The organism is Streptomyces lydicus (genome assembly GCF_001729485.1).
Taxonomy (GTDB): domain Bacteria; phylum Actinomycetota; class Actinomycetes; order Streptomycetales; family Streptomycetaceae; genus Streptomyces; species Streptomyces lydicus_D.
The window spans coordinates 3,380,317-3,399,889 of record NZ_CP017157.1 but is presented as its reverse complement, the minus strand read 5'-3'; the positions used below and the strand labels follow the sequence as shown (position 1 = coordinate 3,399,889).

At 75.2% G+C, this 19,573-nt stretch carries 18 protein-coding genes; 7 read left to right on the top strand and 11 right to left on the bottom strand.

The annotated features are described in order from the left end of the window. The first annotated feature begins 1 nt into the window (after position 1). Complete coding sequence (locus SL103_RS14665; protein WP_069569311.1) at positions 2–865, top strand: LLM class flavin-dependent oxidoreductase; 864 nt, start codon at positions 2–4, stop codon at positions 863–865. Positions 866–990: 125 nt separating this feature from the next. Here SL103_RS14665 and SL103_RS14660 read toward each other — a convergent pair whose 3' ends face one another. Together SL103_RS14660 and SL103_RS14655 are read right to left on the bottom strand one after the other, a co-directional pair. Beyond that, the gene (locus SL103_RS14660; RefSeq protein WP_079145751.1) at positions 991–1,719 is read right to left on the bottom strand and encodes an HAD-IA family hydrolase; all 729 of its coding nucleotides are present in this window, start codon (positions 1,717–1,719) and stop codon (positions 991–993) included. 39 nt (positions 1,720–1,758) lie between these two features. Continuing rightward, positions 1,759–2,994 carry a PucR family transcriptional regulator gene (locus tag SL103_RS14655; protein ID WP_069569308.1) on the bottom strand — a complete coding sequence of 412 codons (1,236 nt, stop codon included), beginning with the start codon at positions 2,992–2,994 and terminating at the stop codon, positions 1,759–1,761. 120 nt (positions 2,995–3,114) lie between these two features. Here SL103_RS14655 and SL103_RS14650 point away from each other — a divergent pair, with 120 nt between their 5' ends. Both SL103_RS14650 and SL103_RS14645 read left to right on the top strand, forming a co-directional pair. After that, positions 3,115–4,506, top strand: a complete 1,392-nt coding sequence (locus SL103_RS14650) for a diaminopimelate decarboxylase family protein (protein WP_069569306.1) — start codon at positions 3,115–3,117, stop codon at positions 4,504–4,506. Between the two features lie 144 nt (positions 4,507–4,650). Continuing rightward, positions 4,651–5,472, top strand: coding sequence for a PE-PGRS family protein (locus SL103_RS14645; protein ID WP_069569304.1), 822 nt, complete (start codon positions 4,651–4,653; stop codon positions 5,470–5,472). A gap of 319 nt (positions 5,473–5,791) precedes the next feature. Here SL103_RS14645 and SL103_RS14640 read toward each other — a convergent pair whose 3' ends face one another. After that, positions 5,792–6,091, bottom strand: coding sequence for a zf-HC2 domain-containing protein (locus SL103_RS14640; protein WP_069569302.1), 300 nt, complete (start codon positions 6,089–6,091; stop codon positions 5,792–5,794). Between the two features lie 49 nt (positions 6,092–6,140). Between SL103_RS14640 and SL103_RS14635 the strand changes: the two genes are divergently transcribed. Together SL103_RS14635 and SL103_RS14630 are read left to right on the top strand one after the other, a co-directional pair. Next, positions 6,141–6,752, top strand: a complete 612-nt coding sequence (locus SL103_RS14635) for a sigma-70 family RNA polymerase sigma factor (protein ID WP_069569300.1) — start codon at positions 6,141–6,143, stop codon at positions 6,750–6,752. Positions 6,753–6,863: 111 nt separating this feature from the next. Beyond that, positions 6,864–8,537: a serine/threonine-protein kinase gene (locus tag SL103_RS14630; RefSeq protein ID WP_079145750.1), complete on the top strand. Its 1,674-nt coding sequence runs from the start codon at positions 6,864–6,866 to the stop codon at positions 8,535–8,537. A 151-nt stretch (positions 8,538–8,688) separates the two neighbouring features. On the opposite strand, the gene SL103_RS37810 is transcribed toward SL103_RS14630, so the two are convergent. From SL103_RS37810 to SL103_RS14595, 6 genes are all read right to left on the bottom strand, one after another. Then, complete coding sequence (locus tag SL103_RS37810; RefSeq protein ID WP_164492801.1) at positions 8,689–9,012, bottom strand: hypothetical protein; 324 nt, start codon at positions 9,010–9,012, stop codon at positions 8,689–8,691. 818 nt (positions 9,013–9,830) lie between these two features. After that, positions 9,831–10,424, bottom strand: a complete 594-nt coding sequence (locus SL103_RS14615; RefSeq protein ID WP_069569293.1) for a hypothetical protein — start codon at positions 10,422–10,424, stop codon at positions 9,831–9,833. A 110-nt stretch (positions 10,425–10,534) separates the two neighbouring features. Then, positions 10,535–11,659: an LPXTG cell wall anchor domain-containing protein gene (locus tag SL103_RS14610; RefSeq protein ID WP_069569291.1), complete on the bottom strand. Its 1,125-nt coding sequence runs from the start codon at positions 11,657–11,659 to the stop codon at positions 10,535–10,537. 243 nt (positions 11,660–11,902) lie between these two features. Then, entirely contained in the window at positions 11,903–12,514 is a 612-nt protein-coding gene (locus tag SL103_RS14605) for a copper chaperone PCu(A)C (RefSeq protein ID WP_079145748.1), read from the bottom strand. Further along, on the bottom strand, positions 12,511–14,787 hold the full coding sequence (locus SL103_RS14600; RefSeq protein ID WP_069573725.1) for a heavy metal translocating P-type ATPase: 2,277 nt from the start codon (positions 14,785–14,787) through the stop codon (positions 12,511–12,513). Before SL103_RS14600 ends, SL103_RS14605 begins: the two co-directional genes overlap by 4 nt. Before the next feature lie 83 nt (positions 14,788–14,870). After that, positions 14,871–15,155, bottom strand: a complete 285-nt coding sequence (locus tag SL103_RS14595) for a hypothetical protein (RefSeq protein ID WP_069569289.1) — start codon at positions 15,153–15,155, stop codon at positions 14,871–14,873. A 269-nt stretch (positions 15,156–15,424) separates the two neighbouring features. On the opposite strand from SL103_RS14595, the gene SL103_RS14590 reads away from it, so the two are divergent. Next, positions 15,425–16,687 carry a cytochrome P450 family protein gene (locus SL103_RS14590; RefSeq protein WP_069569287.1) on the top strand — a complete coding sequence of 421 codons (1,263 nt, stop codon included), beginning with the start codon at positions 15,425–15,427 and terminating at the stop codon, positions 16,685–16,687. Positions 16,688–16,758: 71 nt separating this feature from the next. Further along, on the top strand, positions 16,759–17,706 hold the full coding sequence (locus tag SL103_RS14585; RefSeq protein ID WP_069573722.1) for an L-tyrosine/L-tryptophan isonitrile synthase family protein: 948 nt from the start codon (positions 16,759–16,761) through the stop codon (positions 17,704–17,706). Positions 17,707–17,712: 6 nt separating this feature from the next. Here the strand turns inward: SL103_RS14585 and SL103_RS14580 are convergent, their stop codons facing one another. Next, positions 17,713–18,501, bottom strand: a complete 789-nt coding sequence (locus SL103_RS14580; protein ID WP_069569285.1) for an ABC transporter ATP-binding protein — start codon at positions 18,499–18,501, stop codon at positions 17,713–17,715. Continuing rightward, on the bottom strand, positions 18,498–19,568 hold the full coding sequence (locus tag SL103_RS14575; protein WP_069573724.1) for a FecCD family ABC transporter permease: 1,071 nt from the start codon (positions 19,566–19,568) through the stop codon (positions 18,498–18,500). Before SL103_RS14575 ends, SL103_RS14580 begins: the two co-directional genes overlap by 4 nt. Positions 19,569–19,573: the final 5 nt, after the last annotated feature.

The window sequence follows — 19,573 nt, the reverse complement described above, 5'->3', positions numbered from 1 at the left end:
GATGCGCTTCTCCCTCAACATCCCGAACTTCGGTGACTTCGCCGACCCCCGCAATGTCGCGACCGTTGCGGCTGCCGCCGAACAGGCCGGCTGGGACGGGCTCTTCGTCTGGGACCACGTACTGCACCGGCGGCACCAGGGGCGTCCCTTCGGGGACCCCTGGATGCTGCTGACCGCGGCCGCGCTGGCCACCTCGCGGATCCGCCTGGGCACACTGCTGACGCCGGTCCCCCGCTACCGTCCGCAGCAACTCGCCCGCCAGGTGGCCACCCTGGACCACCTGAGCGGCGGCCGGGTGATCTTCGCCGCCGGCCTGGGCGGCCCGGTCGAGGACGAGTACCGCAGCTTCGGCGACGCCGCCGAGCCACGCCTCCTCGCCGAGCGGCTGGACGAGGGACTGGAGCTGTTGGGCCGTTTCTGGTCCGGCGAGCAGGTGAACCACCACGGCCGGCACTACGAGGTCCGGGACGTGACGCTGCTGCCCGCCACCGTGCAACGGCCGGGTCCGCCGGTGTGGATCGGCGGGTTCTGGCCGCGTCGCGCGCCCATGCGGCGGGCAGCGCGGTGGGACGGCGCGGCGCCGCTCTTCGAGACGGCCCGGCACGGCCAGGTGCCGGACGTGGCGGAGGTGCGGGAACTGGTCGGCTATGTGCGCGAGCACCGTACGGCCGGGGCTGAGCGCCCCTTCGAGTTCGTGCTCGGCGGTGCCACACCCCCGGACGCGGCGAAGGCCCGGGACGTGATCGGCCCGCTGCGCGACGCCGGCGCCACGTGGTGGGACGAACGACAGGACCAGACCGGCCCCGACCTGGACCGCCTCCCCCCGGTGCTGCGTCGCATCGAGGCGGGACCGCCCGTGGTCTGATCAGCGCGGACTCCGCGGAGCAGGTCTGCTCGCCGACGTGCCGCAGCAGGGTACGGGTGCTGACCTCTGTTCACCGCTCGCCCTGCGCCGGCTGACCCGGTGCGGGGGCGGTGCCCGGCCGGGGCTCAGTCCCGGCCGGTCAACCGCAGTACGGCGTCCAGTCCGCGGTGGGCGCCGGGCGCCGCGCCCGCGGGCAGCACATAGGCGCGCAGTCCCGCGCCGGCCGCGCCGCCGTCCTTGGCCGGGTGGTCGCCGACCATGAGCGTCTCGGCCGGTGCCACGCCCAGCTCACGGCAGGCGTGGTGGAAGAGCAGCGGGTCGGGCTTTTCGGTGTGATGCTCGTAGGAGTGCACCCAGGAGGAGACGTGGTGGTCCAGGCCGTGCCGGGCGAAGGTGGCCCGCAGGTCCCAGCCCACGTCGCTGACCACGCCGAGGGCCACCCCGTGGCTCCGCAGGCGGGCGAGGGTGGGTTCGGCGTCCGCGTAGGGCACCCAGTGCTCGGGCGTCCTGAGCTGCTCGTAGAGCACCCCGGCGACCGGCGCCAGTTCGGCGACCGAGGCGTACCAGGTGGTGAAGGCGTGCCGGTGCGCCCGCGCGGAGACGTCCCGGGCGCGCTGTGCCGCCACGACGGCGGGGTCCGAGAGGCCGGCTTCGAGGCCGTCGAGCAGGCGGCCCATCGTCGCGTCGTCCACCGGCCGCGCCAGTGCCGCCCGGATCCGGTCGGCGTACGCGGCGACCTGGAACAGCGTCCCGGAGAAGTCGAAGAGCACGGCCCGCACGGGGGCGGGCGGCGCCGAGCGGGCGGACGGGGCACGGAGGGGCCCTTCCGGACCGCAGACAGGTAGCTCAGGCATCCGGTCTTTCTACCGCAACGCCAGTGCGGGGGCGGGCGGTTAAGCGGTCCGCGGGTCCGCTGCGGGCGGTGGGAGGCGGAGTTGGAGCCAGCAGGAGAGCCGGACGTCGGGGTCGTCCAGGGCGAGGCCGAACAGTTCGCGGGCGCGGCGCAGGCGGTACTTGAGGGTGTTGGGGTGGACGGTGAGCCGTTGCGCGGCCTCGGCGATGTTGCCGACCGCGTCCAGCCAGGCCAGGACCGAGGCGGCGTACGCGGTTCCACGGCCGTGGTCGTGGGCGCGCATGGCGTCGATGGCGGGGTGGCGCAGGCCGGGGCGGCGGGCCAGTTCGTCGGCGCAGTGCAGCAGCAGGACCTGGGCGTGGACGTCGGTGAGCGCGGCGACGCCCGGTGCGTCCGGGGAGGCGGTGGTGACCCGGAGGACGTCGTCCACCTCGGCCCGCAGCGCGGGCAGCGCGGCCGGGTCGGTGGCGGGGCGGCTGACGGCGGCGCGCAGCGGTGCCGCGAGGGTGCGGCCGAGCGCGGCCACGGCCTGCTCGGAGAGCCGGCGGGCCTCGTCCGGGCCGGCCTGGGGCAGCAGCGCGTAGACGGTCCGCCCGACGGCGGCCACGGCCGCGTCGGCACGCACCGCGGCCCAGTGCCGGGCGGCCGCCGCGGCCAGCCGGACGCCGCCGGGGCCCAGCGTGTCGGGCCCGCCGGCGGCCGGTGCGAAGCCGAGCAGGGTCAGCCGGGGCCGGACGGGCAGACCGAGCTGGAAGCGGGTCTCCGGCGCCGTCCCGTCCCCGCGCAGCGCGGCCCGCAGGGCGTCCTCGCGGGCCCGCAGGCCGAGTTCGGCCGCGCTGCGGTGGCGCAGCATGTGCAGCGCCGCCAGCCGTGCGCCGTCCAGCAGCGCCCGGTCGCCCGCCTCGTCCGGCGGGGTTTCCCCCACGATCGCCCACAGGGTGCCCAGCGGCAGGTTGCCGGCCCTGATGGCCGCGGCGGCGCGCGGGAGCTCGTCGGGCGCGAGGACCGGCAGCCGGACGACGCCCCGCGCGCCGAGCACCTCGCGGTACTGGCGCAGCTGCTCGGGGTCCTCGGGAACCCGGCGCTCCAGGATGCCGCGACGGCGCAGCTCGTCGATCCGCTGGCCGGGCAGCGACGAGTAGGCCAGCACCCGGTGGTCGAGGTCCTCGATCGCCACCGAACCGCCGATCACCGCCGCGACGGCGTTGGCCAGGGCGAACAGCTCCTCGCTGGTGCCGTCGAGGCCGGGCGGGTTCGGCGTATCCGTCAGATCCATGCCCGGACCCTAGGCGATTGCGCCAACGACGAGCAGTGAGGTGGGCCTCAGCATGGTGGGACCGCCGGGCGTGACGTGCCCGGGCGCCCTTCCCGTTGCCGCCCCGCAAGGAGCCCTGCCATGGCCGTCCGGCCCCCCGCCGCCGCACCCGCCACCACCGCCGCCGCCCGCCGCTCCCCCGACGCCCTGCTCGGGCTCTTCCCGCCGGGCACCTCGACCGCGCCCGACGGTGCGCTGCGCATCGGCGGCTGCCACGTCGGGGAGCTGGCGGCGCGCCACGGCACCCCGGCCCTGCTCGTCGACGAAGGGGCGTTGCGGGCCCGGGCCCGCCGGTATGCCGACGCGCTCGCCGTGCGCCGGCCGGGCTCGACGGTGGCGTTCGCCTCCAAGGCGTTCCCCTGCACCGCCGTCTACCGGCTGCTCGCCGAGGAGGGCCTGGGCGTCGACGTCGCCAGCGGCGGCGAACTGGCCCTCGCGCTCGCGGCGGGCACCGACCCGGCACGGGTGATCGTGCACGGCAACGCCAAGACCGACGAGTTTCTCCGGGCGGCCGTCGAGGCCCGCGTCGGCCTTGTCGTCATCGACAACTTCGACGACATCGACCGCCTGGAACGCCTCCTCGCCGAGCCCGCGCAGGGACCGGGCTCACCGTCCCCGGGCGCCGCCGGCCAGGGAGGCCGTGGGCAGACCTCCGGCACCTATCGGCAGCCGGTGCTGGTCCGCGTCACCCCCGACATCCGCCCCGACACCCATGCGGCGGTCTCCACCGGGCAGCGCGACTCGAAGTTCGGCCTGCTGGTGCCCCAGGCGCGCGACGCGATCGCCCGGCTGCGCGCCAGCGACCGGCTGCGCCTGGACGGACTGCATGTGCACATCGGCTCGCAGATCCTCGACACCGAGCCGTTCGTGCGGGCCGTGGCCGCGGTGGCCGAGCTCGGCACGTTCCCGGTGTACGACCTCGGGGGCGGGCTGGGCGCCCGGTACACGTACGACGACCGGCCGCCGAGCGTCGAGGCGTACGTGGACGCGCTGACCGCGGCCGCCGACACCCTGCTGCCGGCCGGCGCCCGGATCGTCATCGAGCCCGGCCGGTCGCTGGTCGCCGAGGCGGGCGTGTCGCTCTACCGCGTGGTGACGGTCAAACGCGCGCACGGCGAGACCTTCGTCGCGGTGGACGGCGGGATGGGCGACAACCTCGAAGTCTCGCTGTACGGCCAGCGCTTCGAGGCGACGGTCGCCACCCGGCCGGGCGGCGCGGCCGGCGGCGAGCGGTGCCGGGTCGTCGGACGGCACTGCGAATCCGGCGACGTGCTCAGCGCGGGCGTGCTCCTCGACGACCCGCGGCCCGGCGACCTGATCGCCGTCCCCGCCACCGGCGCGTACACCTACTCGCTCGCCAACAACTACAACGCCGCCCGCCGTCCCCCGGTCGTCTTCTGCCGCGACGGCCGCTCCCGTCCCGTCGTCCGCCGCGAGACCTACGCCGACCTGATGCGCCGTGACCTGCCCTGACGGCGTCTGAGCCGGCCGCCGCGGACGACCGGGGACCGCGGCGGGAGGGTTGCCGCGGGCCGGCGGCCCGCGTTGCCCCGCCACCGGCCGGATCGGGTGACCCTCGCGTTCCGTCGTGGGAGCGGGGTGGGACGATGGGGCGTCATGGATGCGGGGCGGGTACTCAGGGGGCTGCGCGCCGCGGTGTTCGCGGTGGTGTGTGTGCTGCTCGCCGCGCTGGGGCACGTGGTGATGTCGGATGCCGCGGTCCCCGCGTGGATGCTGCTTTCGGCCGGGGCGGTCACCGCGGGCGGTGCCTGGTGTGTCGCGGGCCGGGAACGCGGCCCGGTGCTGGTGGGGTTGCTGACCGTCGGTACCCAGGCGGCCCTGCACAGCGCCTTCTCGCTCGGCCAGGTCATGGCGGCCGGCGCCGGTGGGCAGGGCACGCGGCTGTCGGTACGGCAGTGGGCGGCCGCCTGGATGTGCGGCGCTCAGGAGATGCCGGCCTCCGGCGGCCGTACGGACCGGATGCTGGAGCTGATGCGTCAGCAGATGGCGGACGTGCAGGGCATGCAGGGCATGCAGGGCATGGCGGGCATGCCGGGCATGGCGCATCCGGCCGGGGGGTCTTCCGCGGGAGCCACGGGGTGGTTGCCGCACGCTGACATGGCCGGCATGGCGCAGCACGGCAGCGCGGCCGGCATGTTCGCCGCGCACCTGCTGGTCGCCCTGCTCGCGGCGGTGTGGCTGTGGGGTGGCGAGCGGGCCGCGTTCCGTCTCGTACGGAGCGTGTCGGCGCGGCTGTTCGCGCCGCTGGTGCTCGTCCTGCGGAGGGTGCTGCCCGAGGCGCGGCCCGTCGTGCGCGCCGCCCGGCAGGAGCCGCGGCGCCCGGTGCAGAAGCTGCTGCTGGCCCATGCGATGTCGCTGCGGGGTCCGCCGCACGATCCGGCTGTCGGCCGTCGGCTGACAGCAGGGGCGAACACCTGAGCCGAGGACATCTCCTTCCGGGCGCCGCGCGCCGGGTGCGGTCGAGCACCGGTGCCGTCGGGCGCCGCGCGCCGGGTGCAGCAGGCTGCGCGAGCGCGTAAGTACGTACGCGGCCACCTGCGCACGTGCGGCGGAGGGGGTCCTGGCTCCGACGTCACCGAGCGCCGTCCCACGCGGCGGCGGCCGGATCATGCGAAGGACTCCAGTGGACTCCAAGAGAACCCAGATGAAGCACGCTGCCCGGATGCGGGTGGCACCACCGACCGCCTCCGCCGGCGGCACCCGAGCCGGTGCGGGCCGGTGCCCGTCCGGGGTGCGGTCAGCCGGTCGGCTCGTCGCCGGTGTCCGGTGCACCGGCGCCGGGAACGGCCGCGGCCGGGCGGGCGGTGGTCGACCGCAGCCCGGCGAGCAGCGCGTCGACGGACGCCGCGGCGTCCTCCTCGGCACGCGCCGCGGCACGGTCGAGGTGCCTCGTCAGGGCCCGGACCCGCGCTTCCCAGTGCCGGCAGTCCGGACAGCCGGCGAGGTGGTCGTCGAGCCGCCGGGCGGTGAGACCGGGGGGCAGTTCCTCCCCGTCACACCGGGCGGAGAGGGCCGTACGGGCGCGCGAGCAGTGCATGCCTCCATCCTCCCCGAAGCCTGCGCGTGCGGCGAGGGGCGGTCGCGGCATGCGGGATGACGAGACGGTGACGGGCTGGGCGCTGGCCGCGCGCAGCGGGGACGAGCGGGCCGTCGAGCAGTTCGTGCGGGCCACCCAGCTCGATGTGCGGCGCTATGTGACGCATCTCAGCGGCGACCCGCAGGCGACCGACGACCTGATGCAGGACACCTATGTGCGGGCGTTGCGCAGTCTGCCCCGGTTCGAGGGCCGGTCCTCGGCGCGGACCTGGCTGCTGACCATCGCCCGGCGGGTGGTGGCGGACCGGATCCGGTCCCACTCGTGCCGGCCGCGGCTGGCCGCGACCGACGACTGGCAGTCGGCCGCGGAGCGGGTGCAGCCGCGCGGGGTGCCGGGCTTCGACGAGGGCGTCGCGCTGGCCGAGCTGCTCGCGGCGCTGGTGCCGGAGCGGCGGGAGGCGTTCGTGCTCACGCAGTTGCTGGGGCTGCCGTACGCGGCGGCGGCCGGGGTGATGGGCTGCCCGGTGGGAACCGTACGGTCCCGGGTGGCGCGGGCCCGGGAGACGCTGGTCGCGCTGGTGACGGACGCCGAACGGGCGGAGCCCGGCCGGCAGCCGCGGACGCTGGCGGGCGCGGCTGCCGGAGCGGGCGCGGTGGCCTGACGGGCGCGGTGGCCTGACGGGCGCGGTGGCCTGACGGGCGCGGTGGCCTGACGGGCGCCGGCCGCGTTCCCGGTCTGGTGACCGGGGCGCGGCCGGCGCCGTACGGGAGCCGTGGCCGTACGGCGGGCGGTCTCCCGCTGCCGTTCCGGGCCGTGGTGGAGGGGCGGGCGGCCCATTACGCTGTCTTCTCGCCGGGCTCGACGCCGGGCGGGGGGACGGTGGCACAGTGACACAGCCGGGGCAGGTGATCGGCGGCCGCTATCGGCTGGCCGAAGAGCTGGGGGCCGGGGGTTCGGCCGGGTCTGGAAGGCGCACGACCAGACGCTCCGCACCGATGTGGCGGTCAAGGAGCTGTGGCTGCCGCCGGCGATGGCGGCCGCCGAACGGTCCGAGCGGCTGCAGCGCGCCCGCCGCGAAGCCCTCAACGCGGTGAAGCTGCGCGACCATCCGCACATCGTCAGCGTCTACGACGTCGTCATCGAGGACGACGTCCCGTGGATCGTCATGCAGCTCGTCGTCGGGCGGTCGTTACAGGAGCACCTCGGCAGGCACGGCCCGCTGCCGCCGGACACCGCGGCGAAGATCGCGGCGGCGCTGCTGAAGGCGCTCGGCGCGATGCACACCGCCGGGATCGTGCACCGCGACCTCAAACCGGCCAACGTCATGCTGGCCGACGGCGGGGACGTGCTGCTCACCGACTTCGGGATCGCCGTCAGCAGGACGGACCCCCGGCTGACCGCGTCGGGGGCGGTCATCGGTTCGGTGGGGTACCTCGCTCCGGAGCGGGCCCGGGGTGAGAACGGCCGGGCCGCCAGCGACCTGTTCTCGCTCGGGGCGACCCTCTACGAGGCGGTGGAGGGCGTCGGGCCGTTCAGCCGTGACACACCGGCCGGTTCGTTCCACGCGGTCGTGTACGAGGAGGCCGCCCCACCGCGGCGGGCGGGCCGGCTCGCGCCGCTGATCAACGGCCTGCTGGCGAAGGACCCGGACGAACGCCTCACGGTCGCCGCGGCGCTGGCGCTGCTCGACTCGCCGTCGGCCGCGGCCGGTTCCGGCGCCGACGCCCCGACGAAGCCGGCCGAGGCGCCTGCCGCGCCGCGGCAGCCGCAGGTGCCCAGGACGCGGAAGCTGCCGGAGGCGCCGGACGCGCCGAAGCCGCGCAAGAGGCCCGAGGCGCCGAAGCCGCGGGCGACACCGCAGGGTTCGAAGGCGCGGCCGGCACCGCAGCCGCCCAGGCCGTGGGCGACACCGCAGCCGCCGAGGCCACGGACGACACCGCAGCCGCCGAGGCCGTGGAAGGCCGCGTCCGGGGGCGGGCCGGCCGCCGCGCACCGTACCCCGCCGCCGAAACCGGCCACGCCCAGGCCGGCGGCCGCGGCGCAAGGGGCGAAGGCGTCGCAGTCGGACTCCTCGGGGGGCACGCTCGGCGTGCTCGCCGTCATCGCCCTGATCCTAGGGATCGTCTACGCCGACAACCAGGGCTTCGCCGACTGGGTCAGCTCCGTTGCGCACGGGGACATCGCCAACGCCCAGACCGGCGACTGCGTCCACGACATCCCCGCCCACGACAAGGACCCCGGCGGCTGGGTCACGGTCCCGTGCTGGTCGGCCGCCACCCGGTACACCGTCCTCGTCCGGCTCGGCCCCGCCAGCTCCCGGCTCGCCACGGGCTGCCAGCTCATCAGCTCCTCGTGGAAGGTCACCTACGGCCACCAGCAGGTCACCTTCCTCGACGACGACAACCAGTCCGCCACCCTGTGCGTGGTGCCGAAGCACGACGACTAGGACCTGTCCGGTCGATCATGGGACGGTCGGCTGATCTGCTCGTTGCGCCTGGCATGGGGCGCGGCGAACGCGGTGATTTGTCGGACGCGAAGTGGGAGCGGCTGCGGCCGTTTCTGCCGGTGAGCAATGGGCGGTGTGGGCGGTGGCGTGATCACCGGCAGGTGATCGACGGGATCCTGCACCGGGTTTCGAACCTGACGATCGGGGCGCAGGCCGAGACCGCGTTGTCCAGGGCCAGCATGGCGAAGCCAGGGTGGCCGGCACGAATGCCAAGGAACGTAGCCGCGCCGGCCCCCATGATGTCCCAGCGGTCCAGCAGACGGGCCCGATGCCAGATATGCATCCTGTGCCGCAGCCGGCGGTCTACCGCGGCCGTCCAGGTGCCTCTGGGCAACATGAGAAGGAATTCGCGATTCTCATCGAGCAGGCCGGCGGACACGGCGAGGTCGTACCAGCCCTCGTTGAGCCGCTCCACGAGTCGCGGGTCCCCGTACTCGACTAGGAAGAAGCCGAAAACTCGCTCTCGTTCGTACCCGAGGACATGCGGTATCGCCGAGGCCGGAACCGCGTCGGGTATCACCTCGAGCCCGGCTCGTAGCAGCGGTCTGAGCACCTTGCGATACCTCTCCTGCCGACCCAACCCGCTACCCCCATCACCCATGACCTGTTCGGCTTGATCATGCCGCGCCCAGCCTATGGCCAAGATCGACGGGACAGGTCCTAGGGCCGCCACCGCGCTTCACGCGCAGGCGAACCGGCGCGGCCTCGCGGACCCCGATGACCGGTTCTTCCTGCGGATCGAGGCGGCGCACCCGTGCCGCTCAGCGACGACACCTCGCGCCGGCTCATCGACTCCATGGTGGACCGGGCCAAGGACGGAAGCCCGCACACCGGCCGACGCAGGTACGACCTCGGCACCGGCCGCCTGCCACGTGTTCCGGTCCGCCGGCTGCTGTTGCAACTCCTCGCTCAAATCGCGGAAGTTGGGGTACTCCGTGATCTGCTCCGGCGCGAGCACGCACGGCTCCGGCAGGTAGCAGGTGTACTCCACCTCGGACGGCTCGGGCGGTGTGGCGAGGATGTCGGTTACGTCGGCGGCGGTTCGCCAGAACAGCGCGGTCGGAGGCTTGTACTCCGGCGATGACGTTCATGGCGGCGATGTTGCCAGCAGCCTCTGACAATCGAGGCGGTGACGATCAAGGCGGGTGCGTCCTCCGGCCGGCCGCCGGTCAGCGGGGACGTGAGCGGGCTGCCGCCGCCGGGTCGCGACGGCGGCAGCGCTCCCCGCGGGTTTCAGCCCTTGGGGGAGAAACCGCCGGTGGCCTCGCCGTGGGCCGTGCACTCCGTGTCGCGGAAGTGGTCGACGAAGGTGCCGGTGAGGCCGGTGAACGCGTCGTAGGGGTGGTCCAGGGGCAGGTCCTTGTTCACCCGGAACCGCAGCTGCACGTGGACGGACTCGCGGGGCTTCAGCGTCTTCGGGCCGGGGACGGTGCCGCGGGCGTTTCCCTCGGCATCGCGCAGCGTCTTCCAGGCGCGCTGCGAGGTGTCCCAGTACTGCAGATCGCTGTACGGGCTCAGGTCACGCTCGCCCTCGTTGTAGACATAACTGCCCACCTTGGCGCTGAGTTCGAACGACTTCAGCTCCTTCGCCGAGGCGTTGGTGAGCGTGGCGGTGTAGGTCGTCCAGTGCGTGCCGAGAGTGATCGACTCGGGTATGCCGAACGAGCGGCCCACGAAGGTGTTGTCGTGGTACTGCCCGTTGGAGACGTCGTAGCACGACGGGATGTCCGCGGCGGGGGCCGCCTGGGAGGCGGGCGCGGCGGCGACCGCCACGGGGAGCAGGGCGGCCGTCGCGGCCGTGGCCGACAGTACGCGGCGCAGCTTCATGAAGATCTCTTTCCTGACTCTTCGGCCTCTTGGAACCTTTGTTTCCGGTGCCGTTGGATTCCAAGGCCGTGGATTGTGGGGTTATCGGGTGCTTGGAGAACCGGTCGCGCTCACGCGGTGACGTCCGTGGCGCCGGGACCGGCCGCGCCCTTCCGGCGGCGCACGCCGATGACCGCGCCCGCGCCGACCAGCGTCGCGGCTCCGCCGGCGAGAGCGATCGCCGGGAGCGCGGACGAGGAGCCGGTCGCGGCGAGGTGGGCGCCGCCCTGCGGGCTGACGCCGCCGGTGGAATCGGAACCACCCGTACCGCCGCCGGACGCGGCGCTCTGGCCGTGCCCGGCCGTGCCGCCCGGCTCACTCGGCGCGGCGGTCGGGGGCTGCGTCGGCTTCGCGCCCGCGGGGAGGATGGTGAAGTCGTACCAGGCTTCCTTGGCCGAACCACAGGAACCGTCGCGGTTGCGGTAGTCGCCGGCGGCGAGCGCGTACCCCTTGCCGGGCTTGGCGTCCTTGACCACGTGGGTGCGCAGTTGGAGCGTGACGGTGCTGCGCGGGCCGACGGCGAAGAAGCCGAACAGGTCGTCGGGCTCCGCGTCGTGGAAGGTCTTCCACCGCCCGGTCCTGGCGTCGCGGTACTCGGTCTCCAGCTCCCAGTACGGCCGGTCGACGTCTTCGGCGGAGGAGACGCGCAGGAAGGGCTGGACCTCGCCCAGGGGTTTGGCGGTGGTGTTGGTGAGCGTCATGGAGAAGGGGGTCCAGGCCCCGCCCGCGGCCAGCTGGCGCGGCAGCCCGTGGACGGCCACCTGCAGCTGGTCGGACTCGAACGCGCAGGACTGACCCGCGCCATCGGAATCACCGGCGTCCTTGCCTCCACCGGTGGCGGCACCCGCGCGGGTGGTCTTCTCCGTGGTCCCTTCGGCGGTCCCGGCGGCTTTCGACGGCTTCCCCGGGGCGGGACGGGCGGCACCGTCGCGGTCCTGGGATGCCGAGCCGCCGGCAGCGGCATCGCCCGGGCGCCGCGACTCGTCCGGGTTGCCCGTTCCGCCGCCGGTCGTCGCGGACTCCGCTAACCGGCCTGTCGGTGTTGCGCCATCGGGTAAGTCGGGGGAGGCGGGCGTGCGGGGACCGGCCTCGGACACCGGTTCCGTGGCGAACGCGGCGGCGGGCGCGGCCAGTACGGCGGCGGGAGCTATCACGGCAGCCGCTGCGGCGGCTGTCAGGGCGCGGCGGATCTTCATCCCAGCAGACCTCTCAGATCATCCCAAGTGCCGCCGGGGCGGCACAGGTTGGCGTTCGTCATGTTCAGGCCGTGCATGACGCGCGGTGTGCGGGAGGACGCATGCCGACATGCGTACCCGCGTACACCTGCGCCTCTTGCAAGAGCACTCACACGGCGAAAAGGTTCCACACTCAAGTCACTGAAGTGACGCATAAGGTGGGAGGTGTCCTGGGATTACCCTGAGCGTCCGCTTTTCGGGCGGTCAGGGGGTGTCGGGTGGGTCGAGGGCGGGGCCGGGGCGGGACGCGACGGCGTGTGCGGTCAGCGGGGGGCTGTTGCGGAAGTGCAGGGTGAAGGTGAGGCGGTCGCCGGGGGCGCGGGCCGGGGCGGGGCTGAGCATCAGGTCCAGGGTGGTCGGGGTCATCCGCAGCGCGCCGCCGGCCGGGACGGTGGCGGAGCGGACCATCTCCATGCGGCGGGCATTGCGTCCGATGTCGACGGTGCGGCTGAGCATCACCCGGTGCCCGGCGGGCCCGCTGACGCCGGTCAGGACGTCGTCCGCGCCACCGGAGTTGCGGACGGTGAAGAACGCGGCGGTGGCCTCGGTACGGCCGTCCGGGGAGGGCAGGAGCAGGGCCCGGCCCTCGGAGACGCTGAGCCGGGCGGGGGTCCCGGCGTTTCCGGTGGCGGTCCAGAGGGTCAACGTGCCGAGGGTCGCCAGGCAGGTGACTACGGGGACGGCCAGGGCCGCGACCGGCAGCCGGCTCCCGCCGTCGCGTTGCGTCGGCGCGTCTCCCCCGCACGCCCCTTGCCTGCGCGCCCCTCCCCCGCGCCCGCCGTCCCTGCGCTCACCGTTCACTGCGTCGCGGTTCATGCGGTCTCCCAACGAGGCCGGTGGGGCGGGGTGTTGTTCGGCCGACGGCCGGGATTCCCCGGGCCGCTGCCCGGTTGCCAGGCACACAGGCGCAGGCTGTTCCCCACCACGAGCAGCGAGCTGACGGACATGGCAGCGGCCGCCAGCATCGGGGTGAGCAACCCGACCGCGGCGAGCGGCACGGTGACGAGGTTGTAGCCGAACGCCCAGGCGAGGTTGGCGCGAATGGCGCCCAGGGTGCGGCGGGCCAGGCGCACCGCGTCGGCGATGGCCTGGAGGTCCTCGCGTACGAGGGTGACGTCGGCCGCGCCGATCGCGGCGTCGGTGCCGCTGCCCATGGCGATGCCGAGGTCGGCGAGCGCGAGGGCAGCCGCGTCGTTGACGCCGTCGCCGACGACGGCGACCCGGGCGCCCTGTTCCTGCAGGGTGGCGACCAGCGCGGCCTTGTCCTCGGGGCGGACCTCGGCGTGCACCTCGGTGACGGCGAGGTGGTCGGCCACCGCACGGGCGGTCGCGGCGCGGTCGCCGGTCGCCAGGACCGGCCGCAGGCCCAACCTGCGCAGATGCTCGACGGCACGGTAGCTGTCGGGGCGCAGGGCGTCGCCGACGGCCAGCACCGCCTCGGGGGTGCCGTCCACGGTGACCTGGACCGCCGTGTGCCCGGCGGCCTCCGCGGCCCGTACCGCGTCGGCGAGCGGCGCCGGCAGACCGGTGAGGTCGCCCGGGCGGGCCACCTCCACCCGGTGGCCGTCCACCGCGCCCCGTACGCCGTGACCGGCCTCGGCACGGAAGTCGCCCGCCATCGGCGGGAGTTGACCGGGGTGCGGGTGGCGTTCGCGGGCGTGGGCGGTGATCGCGCGGGCCAGCGGATGCTCGGAGCCCTGCTCGACGGCGGCGGCCAGCCACAGCGTCCGGTCGGGGCCGGGGCCGTCCGGGCGGGCGGTGAGCGCGGTGACGCTCATCCGGCCGGTGGTCAGGGTGCCGGTCTTGTCGAGGACGACGGTGTCGATGCGGCGCAGCCGCTCCAGCGCCTGCGGGCCACGGACCAGGATCCCGAGCTGTGCGCCGCGGCCGGTGGCGGCCAGCAGCGCGGTCGGGGTGGCCAGCCCCAGCGCGCACGGGCAGGCGACGACCAGGACGGCGACCGCGGCGGTGAGGGCGGCCTGCGGGTCGGCGCCGGCGCCGAGCCAGAAACCGAGCACAGAGACCGCGACGGTCAGCACGGCGGGGACGAAGACCGCCGCCACCGTGTCGGCGAGCCGCTGGATGTGCGTCTTGCCGGTCTGGGCCTCCTCCACGAGCCGGGTGATCCGGGCGAGTTGGGTGTCGGCGCCGACCGCGTCGGCCCGTACCTCCAGCAGCCCGCCGGAGTTGACCGCGCCGCCGACCACCGCCGAGCCGGGCCCGGCCTCCACCGGGCGGCTCTCGCCGGTGATCAGGGAGAGGTCCAGGGCGGAGCTGCCGTCGACGACGGTGCCGTCGGTGGCGACGCGCTCGCCGGGCCGCACCAGGAAGTGGTCCCCGGCCCGCAGCCGGTCCGCCGGGATGCTCCGTTCGCCGTCGGCGGTCCGTACGGCGACGTCCTTGGCCGCGAGTTCGGCCAGCGCCCGCAGCGCGGAGCCGGTGCCGCGCCGGGCCCTGGCCTCCATGCGGCGCCCGGCCAGGACGAACAGCGGTACGCCGACGGCCGCTTCGAGGTAGAGGTGCGCGCTGCCGTCGCCCCCGGTGGGCAGCAGGCTGAACGGCATCGTCATACCGGGCGCCCCGGCCCCGCCGAGGAACAGCGCCCACGTCGACCAGGCGAAGGACGCGGCGACGCCGAGCGAGACCAGGGTGTCCATGGTGGCGGCGCCGTGCCGCAGGCCGCGCAGTGCACGGGTGTGGAAGGGGGCGGCGCCCCAGACGGCGACGGGCGCGGCGAGCACGAAGCACAGCCACTGCCAGTTCCGGAACTGCCAGCCTGGCACCATCGACAGGGTCAGGACCGGGAGCGCCAACAGGGCGGTCACCAGCAGCCGGTGGCGCTCGGCACCGGCGTCGCCCTGGTGGGTGCCGGCCGGCTCCCCGGTGGTGCGGGGCGGGTCCTCGGTCGGCGGTGCGGGGAGTTCCGCGGTGAACCCGGCGGCCTCGACCGTGCCGATCAGGTCGCTGACGGACACCGCCTCGGGGTGGCTGACCGTGGCCCGGCCGGTGGCCAGGTTCACCGAGGCCGCCACGCCGTCCAGCCGGCCCAGCTTCCTCTCCACCCGGCCCACGCAGGCCGCGCAGGTCATCCCGCCGATGGTGAGGGTGGTGGTGCGGGAGGGCGACGGCTCCGCCGTGACGTCGTGCGGCCGTGGCCCGGACCGGGGATGGCTCATCGGGTCGGCGCCCCCACCGTCGCCGGGCGGGGCGCGCCGGCGCCCATGCCGTGCATCCCGCCCATGTCCCCGCCGCCGGACGGCTCCGGGCCGCCCGCGGGGGAACCGTCGGCCGGACGCAGTCCCGGGGCGACCGGGCCGGTGAGGGACCCGGCGGTGTACGACAGGGCGAAGAGCACCGCCAGCAGCGCGACGAAGCCGAGGACCGGCCGGGCCGGCAACAGCCGTGCCGGGACCGGGCGGAGCGGGGGCCGACTGCGGTCGGCCGGAGAGCTGGTCATCGCGTCATCGTGGCAGGCACGAACGGCGGTGAACCGCCGATCGGGGGCCCGCCGGTGCGTGAGGTTTGTCCCGTTCCGTCGCCGGAACCGGGCGGCTCCCCGGCCCGACTAACTGGGTTTGCGCCCTCCCGGCCACGCACCGGCACTCCCCCCGCCCCGGCCCTTTCCCGGCAGATGGCGGGAACTCGGCGCCCGTCGCGCCCGACCTCTCCAACGCCGCGCCGTCCGGCCGCGGTTCGTCGTAGACCAGCCCCGTTCGAGGAGGACGTATGTCCGCACTGCCCGATCCCGTCGAGCTGTACGGGACGGAGTACACCCGCGATCCCTATCCGCTCTACGCCGAGCTGCGGGCGCGCGGCCCGGTCCACCGGGTGCGCTTCCCCAGCGGGGTGTGCGCCTGGCTCGTCACCGGGTACCGGGCCGCGCAGCAGACGCTGACCGACCCGCGGCTGGGCAAGAACCATGCGCGGGGCAACGCCGCCTGGCGGGCCCGGGCCTCGATCATGCCGGAGCCGCAGCGCTCCCAGCTGCAGGTGCACCTGCTCCACCAGGACCCGCCCCGGCACACCGTGCTGCGCCGGCTGATCACCGACGCCTTCGCGCCGCAGCGGGTGGCGGCGCTGGCGCCGCGCTTCGAGGAGCGGGCCGAGGCGCTGGCCGACGCGCTCCCGGAGCACGGGGCCGACCTGGTCGAGGCGTTCGCCGCCCGCTTCCCGTTCGACGTGCTCGCCGAGGTCATCGGTCTGCCGGCGGAGTTCGCGGACCGCTTCGACCGGGACTGGGGCAAGGTGGTGCAACCGGTGGGGCCCGGCGAGCCCGGCCGCCCGGCGTACGAGGCACGGCTGCGGGGGCTTCAGCGGTACATCGCCGACCTGGTCGTCCACAAGCGCCGGGAGCCGGCCGGGGATCTGCTCTCCCGGTTGGTGGCCGCCTGCGACGACGGTGACATCGGGCCGGCCGAGCTGGATTCGATGGTCTTCCAGCTGCTGGTAGCGGGCCAGGAGCCGGTCACCCACCAGATCAGCACCGCGCTGGTCGCCCTGCTGCGCCACCCGGAGCGCCTCGCCGAACTGGCCGCCCGCCCGGAGCTGCTGCCCCGCGCCGTGGAGGAACTCCTGCGGTACGACAGCGCCTTCGAGCTGACGACCTGGCGGTTCTTCGCCGAGGACGCCGATCTGCACGGCACCCGGGTGCCGGCGGGCGACTCCGTGATCGTGTCGCTGTGCGCGGCCAACCGCGACCGGGAGCGCTTCCCCGACGCGGACTCCCTGGACCTCGGCCGCTCCCCCAATCCGCATCTCGCGTTCGGGCACGGCATCCACTTCTGTCCCGGTGCCGCGCTCGCCCGGATCGAGCTCCGGATCGCGCTCGCGACCCTGCTGCGGCGGCTGCCGGGCCTCCGCCTGGCCGTGCCCGACGCCGGGCTCCGGTGGATTCCGGCGGTGCTCGCCCGGGGCGTCGACCGGCTGCCGGTGTCCTACGGGACCGACGGTGGCTGCCCCGTGGCGGACGGGCCGGTCGCCGCGTGCTGACCACCCCGACCACCCTGACCACCCCTGCCAGTCCGACCGGTCCGACCGCCCCCCTCGGACCGATCAGCCCCATGGGCCCGAACGGGGCGCGCCCCGGCCCGCCCGACGGTCACCGGGCCGTCTGCGCCGCGGTGCTCGCCACGCTGCTGCCGTACCGGCGCGCGCTGGACGCCGGGCCCGGGGAGCGCCCGGACGCCTTTCCGGCCCAGCTCCGGCAGCTCGCCGGGCCGGTCGCGGCCGGGCAGCCGATCGTGTTCACCCTGCCGGGCTTCCCCTGCAAGTCGCCCAACCCGGCGAAGGTGCTCGGCCACCTGCCCGACGAGGGCGAGCGGCTGGCGCTGCGCTTCCTGGACGCGCTGTGCGCGCGGGTGACGGCGGTGCACCCGCCCGGTGCCCGGGTGGTGATCTGCTCGGACGGGCACATCTTCAGCGACCTCATCGGGGTGCCGGACCCCGACATCGACGCCTATGCGGACGCGCTGCGCGCCCTGATCCGCGCCGAGGGCCTGACCCGGCTGGACGTCTTCGACCTGCGCGAGGTGTACGGGGACGGGTTGTCGTACGACGAGCGGCGGGCGCTGGCCGAGGCACGGCACGCCCCGTCCCCGGAAAGCCTGCGGTCGCTGACGCGCAGCGACGATCCGACCCGTCGGCTGTATCAGGGCATCACGCGGTTCCTCTTCGAGGACACCGCCGCCTTCCCGGGGACCCGTTCGGCGCTGCAGCGCGACTGCCGGCGCCGGGCGTACGGCGTGATGCGGCGCAGCGCCGCCTGGGGCGGGCTGGTGGCCGCGCACCACCCGGGCGCTTTCCGGCTCTCCATCCATCCGCAGCCGCGGGGCTCGGCCAAGTTCGGGATACGGCTGCTCGACGCGCCCGATGTGTGGACGACGCCCTGGCACTCCTGCGTGCTCGAACACCCCGACGGGCGACGCGAGTTGCTGCACCGGGCGGACGCCGAGCGGCGCGGCCGGCTGGTGCTGCGCGGGGGCCGGCCGAGCCACTTCGTGGCGGACTGACGCCGGTCAGCCGTCCGCGGCGGGCAGCACCTCCCGGTGGTCGTAGGCGATCAGCACCTCGCCGGTGAGGGGATGGTCCGTCACCGCGGCGCGCACCCCGAACACCTCGGCGAGCAGCCGGGGCGTGAGCACCTCGCGCGGCGGGCCGGAAGCCACCACCCGGCCGGCGTGCAGCACGTGCAGCCGGTCGCAGAGCGAGGCCGCGGCGTTCAGGTCGTGCAGCGAGATCAGCGTCGTCCGGCGCCGGGCGCGCAGCAGCGCGAGCAGCTCGACCTGGTGCCGGACGTCGAGGTGGTTGGTGGGCTCGTCCAGCACCAGGACGTCGGGGTCCTGGGCGAACGCCCGGGCCAGCAGGGCCCGTTGCCGCTCGCCGCCGGAGAGTGCGGCGAACCGGCGGCCGCCGTGGCCGGCCAGGCCGACGGCGGCCAGGGCGCCGGCCACCGCCTCCCGGTCGGCCCGGTCGGCACCCGCGAAGGCCCGCTGGTAGGGCGTACGGCCCATGGCCACCACCTCGTGCACGGTCAGCTCGAAGTCGCTGCCGCGCTCCTGCGGCAGCGCGGCGACCCGGCGGGCGGTCTGGTGGGGGGTGAGCGTGCGCAGGTCGGTACCGGCGAGCAGCACCCGCCCGGCGGTGGGCCGCAGATGGCGGTAGACGGTGCGCAGTACGGTCGACTTGCCGCTGCCGTTGGGGCCGACGAGCCCGGCGGTCTCCCCCGCCGCGGCGATCAGCCGCACTCCGGAGACGACGTCCCGGCCCGCGTAGCCGACGTGCAGGTCCTCGATCGCGACGTTCACCGGCCCACCGCCGTCCGCCGGTCGAGGACGAACAGCAGCGCGGGCGCCCCGATCATCGCCGTCACCACGCCGACCGGCAGCTCCTGGGTGTCCATGGCCGTACGGCACACGAGGTCCACCACGACCAGCAGCAGCGCCCCGGTGAGCGCGGACAGCGGCAGCAGCCGGCGGTGGTCGCCGCCGATGACCAGCCGGCACAGGTGCGGCACCATCAGGCCGACGAAGCCGATGGCGCCGGACACCGCCACCAGGACGCCGGTCAGCAGGCTGGTCACCACGAACAGTTCCCGGCGCAGCCGGGTGACGTCGACGCCGACACCGGCCGCGGTCTCCTCGCCCATGAGCAGCGCGTTCATGGGGCGGGCGCGCGCCATGAGGGCGAGCAGCCCGGCGGTGAGGGCGAGCGCCGGCGGCGCCAGCACGCTCCAGGTGGCCCCGCTCAGGCTGCCCATCAGCCAGAACAGCACGCTGCGGGTCTGCTGTTCGTCTCCGGCCTGGAGCACCAGGTAACTGGTGAACCCGGACAGGAACTGCCCGATGCCCACCCCGGCCAGTACCAACCGCAGCGGGGAGAATCCGCCGCCGCGCCGTGCGACGCCCCACACCAGCGCGAACGAGCCGAGCGCCCCGGCGAACGCGGCGGCCGGCAGTCCGAGCGCCGACGACCCGCCGGCGCCGAGCACGATCGCGGCGACCGCGCCGAGCGAGGCGCCGTTGGAGATGCCCAGCAGGTACGGGTCCGCCAGCGGATTGCGCACCAGCGCCTGCGCGGCGGTGCCGACCAGGCCGAGCCCGGCACCGACCAGCGCCGCCAACAGCGCCCGGGGAACGCGCAGTTGCCACACGATCAGGTCGTCGGTGCCGGGCCGGGGCGGTGTGCCGCCGATGCGGCGCAGCACCACCGACCACACCTGGCCGGGCGCGAGGTCGGTCGGGCCGAGACAGACCGCGGCGGTGAGGGCCACGACCAGCGCGAGTCCGAGACCCAGGGCGAGCAGCCCGGCCCGCGGGGTGCGCGGCCCGGACGGCGCGGCCGGGTCCGCGCGTCGGGGGGCGTCCGCCCGCAACGGGC

Coding starts and splice junctions, on each gene's coding strand:
- SL103_RS14665 (WP_069569311.1), top strand. CDS start 2: ATGCGCTTCTCCCTCAACATCCCGAACTTCGGTGACTTCGCCGACCCC.
- SL103_RS14660 (WP_079145751.1), bottom strand. CDS start 1,719: ATGCCTGAGCTACCTGTCTGCGGTCCGGAAGGGCCCCTCCGTGCCCCG.
- SL103_RS14655 (WP_069569308.1), bottom strand. CDS start 2,994: ATGGATCTGACGGATACGCCGAACCCGCCCGGCCTCGACGGCACCAGC.
- SL103_RS14650 (WP_069569306.1), top strand. CDS start 3,115: ATGGCCGTCCGGCCCCCCGCCGCCGCACCCGCCACCACCGCCGCCGCC.
- SL103_RS14645 (WP_069569304.1), top strand. CDS start 4,651: ATGGATGCGGGGCGGGTACTCAGGGGGCTGCGCGCCGCGGTGTTCGCG.
- SL103_RS14640 (WP_069569302.1), bottom strand. CDS start 6,091: ATGCACTGCTCGCGCGCCCGTACGGCCCTCTCCGCCCGGTGTGACGGG.
- SL103_RS14635 (WP_069569300.1), top strand. CDS start 6,141: ATGCGGGATGACGAGACGGTGACGGGCTGGGCGCTGGCCGCGCGCAGC.
- SL103_RS14615 (WP_069569293.1), bottom strand. CDS start 10,424: ATGAAGCTGCGCCGCGTACTGTCGGCCACGGCCGCGACGGCCGCCCTG.
- SL103_RS14610 (WP_069569291.1), bottom strand. CDS start 11,659: ATGAAGATCCGCCGCGCCCTGACAGCCGCCGCAGCGGCTGCCGTGATA.
- SL103_RS14605 (WP_079145748.1), bottom strand. CDS start 12,514: ATGAACCGCGACGCAGTGAACGGTGAGCGCAGGGACGGCGGGCGCGGG.
- SL103_RS14600 (WP_069573725.1), bottom strand. CDS start 14,787: ATGACCTGCGCGGCCTGCGTGGGCCGGGTGGAGAGGAAGCTGGGCCGG.
- SL103_RS14595 (WP_069569289.1), bottom strand. CDS start 15,155: ATGACCAGCTCTCCGGCCGACCGCAGTCGGCCCCCGCTCCGCCCGGTC.
- SL103_RS14590 (WP_069569287.1), top strand. CDS start 15,425: ATGTCCGCACTGCCCGATCCCGTCGAGCTGTACGGGACGGAGTACACC.
- SL103_RS14585 (WP_069573722.1), top strand. CDS start 16,759: ATGGGCCCGAACGGGGCGCGCCCCGGCCCGCCCGACGGTCACCGGGCC.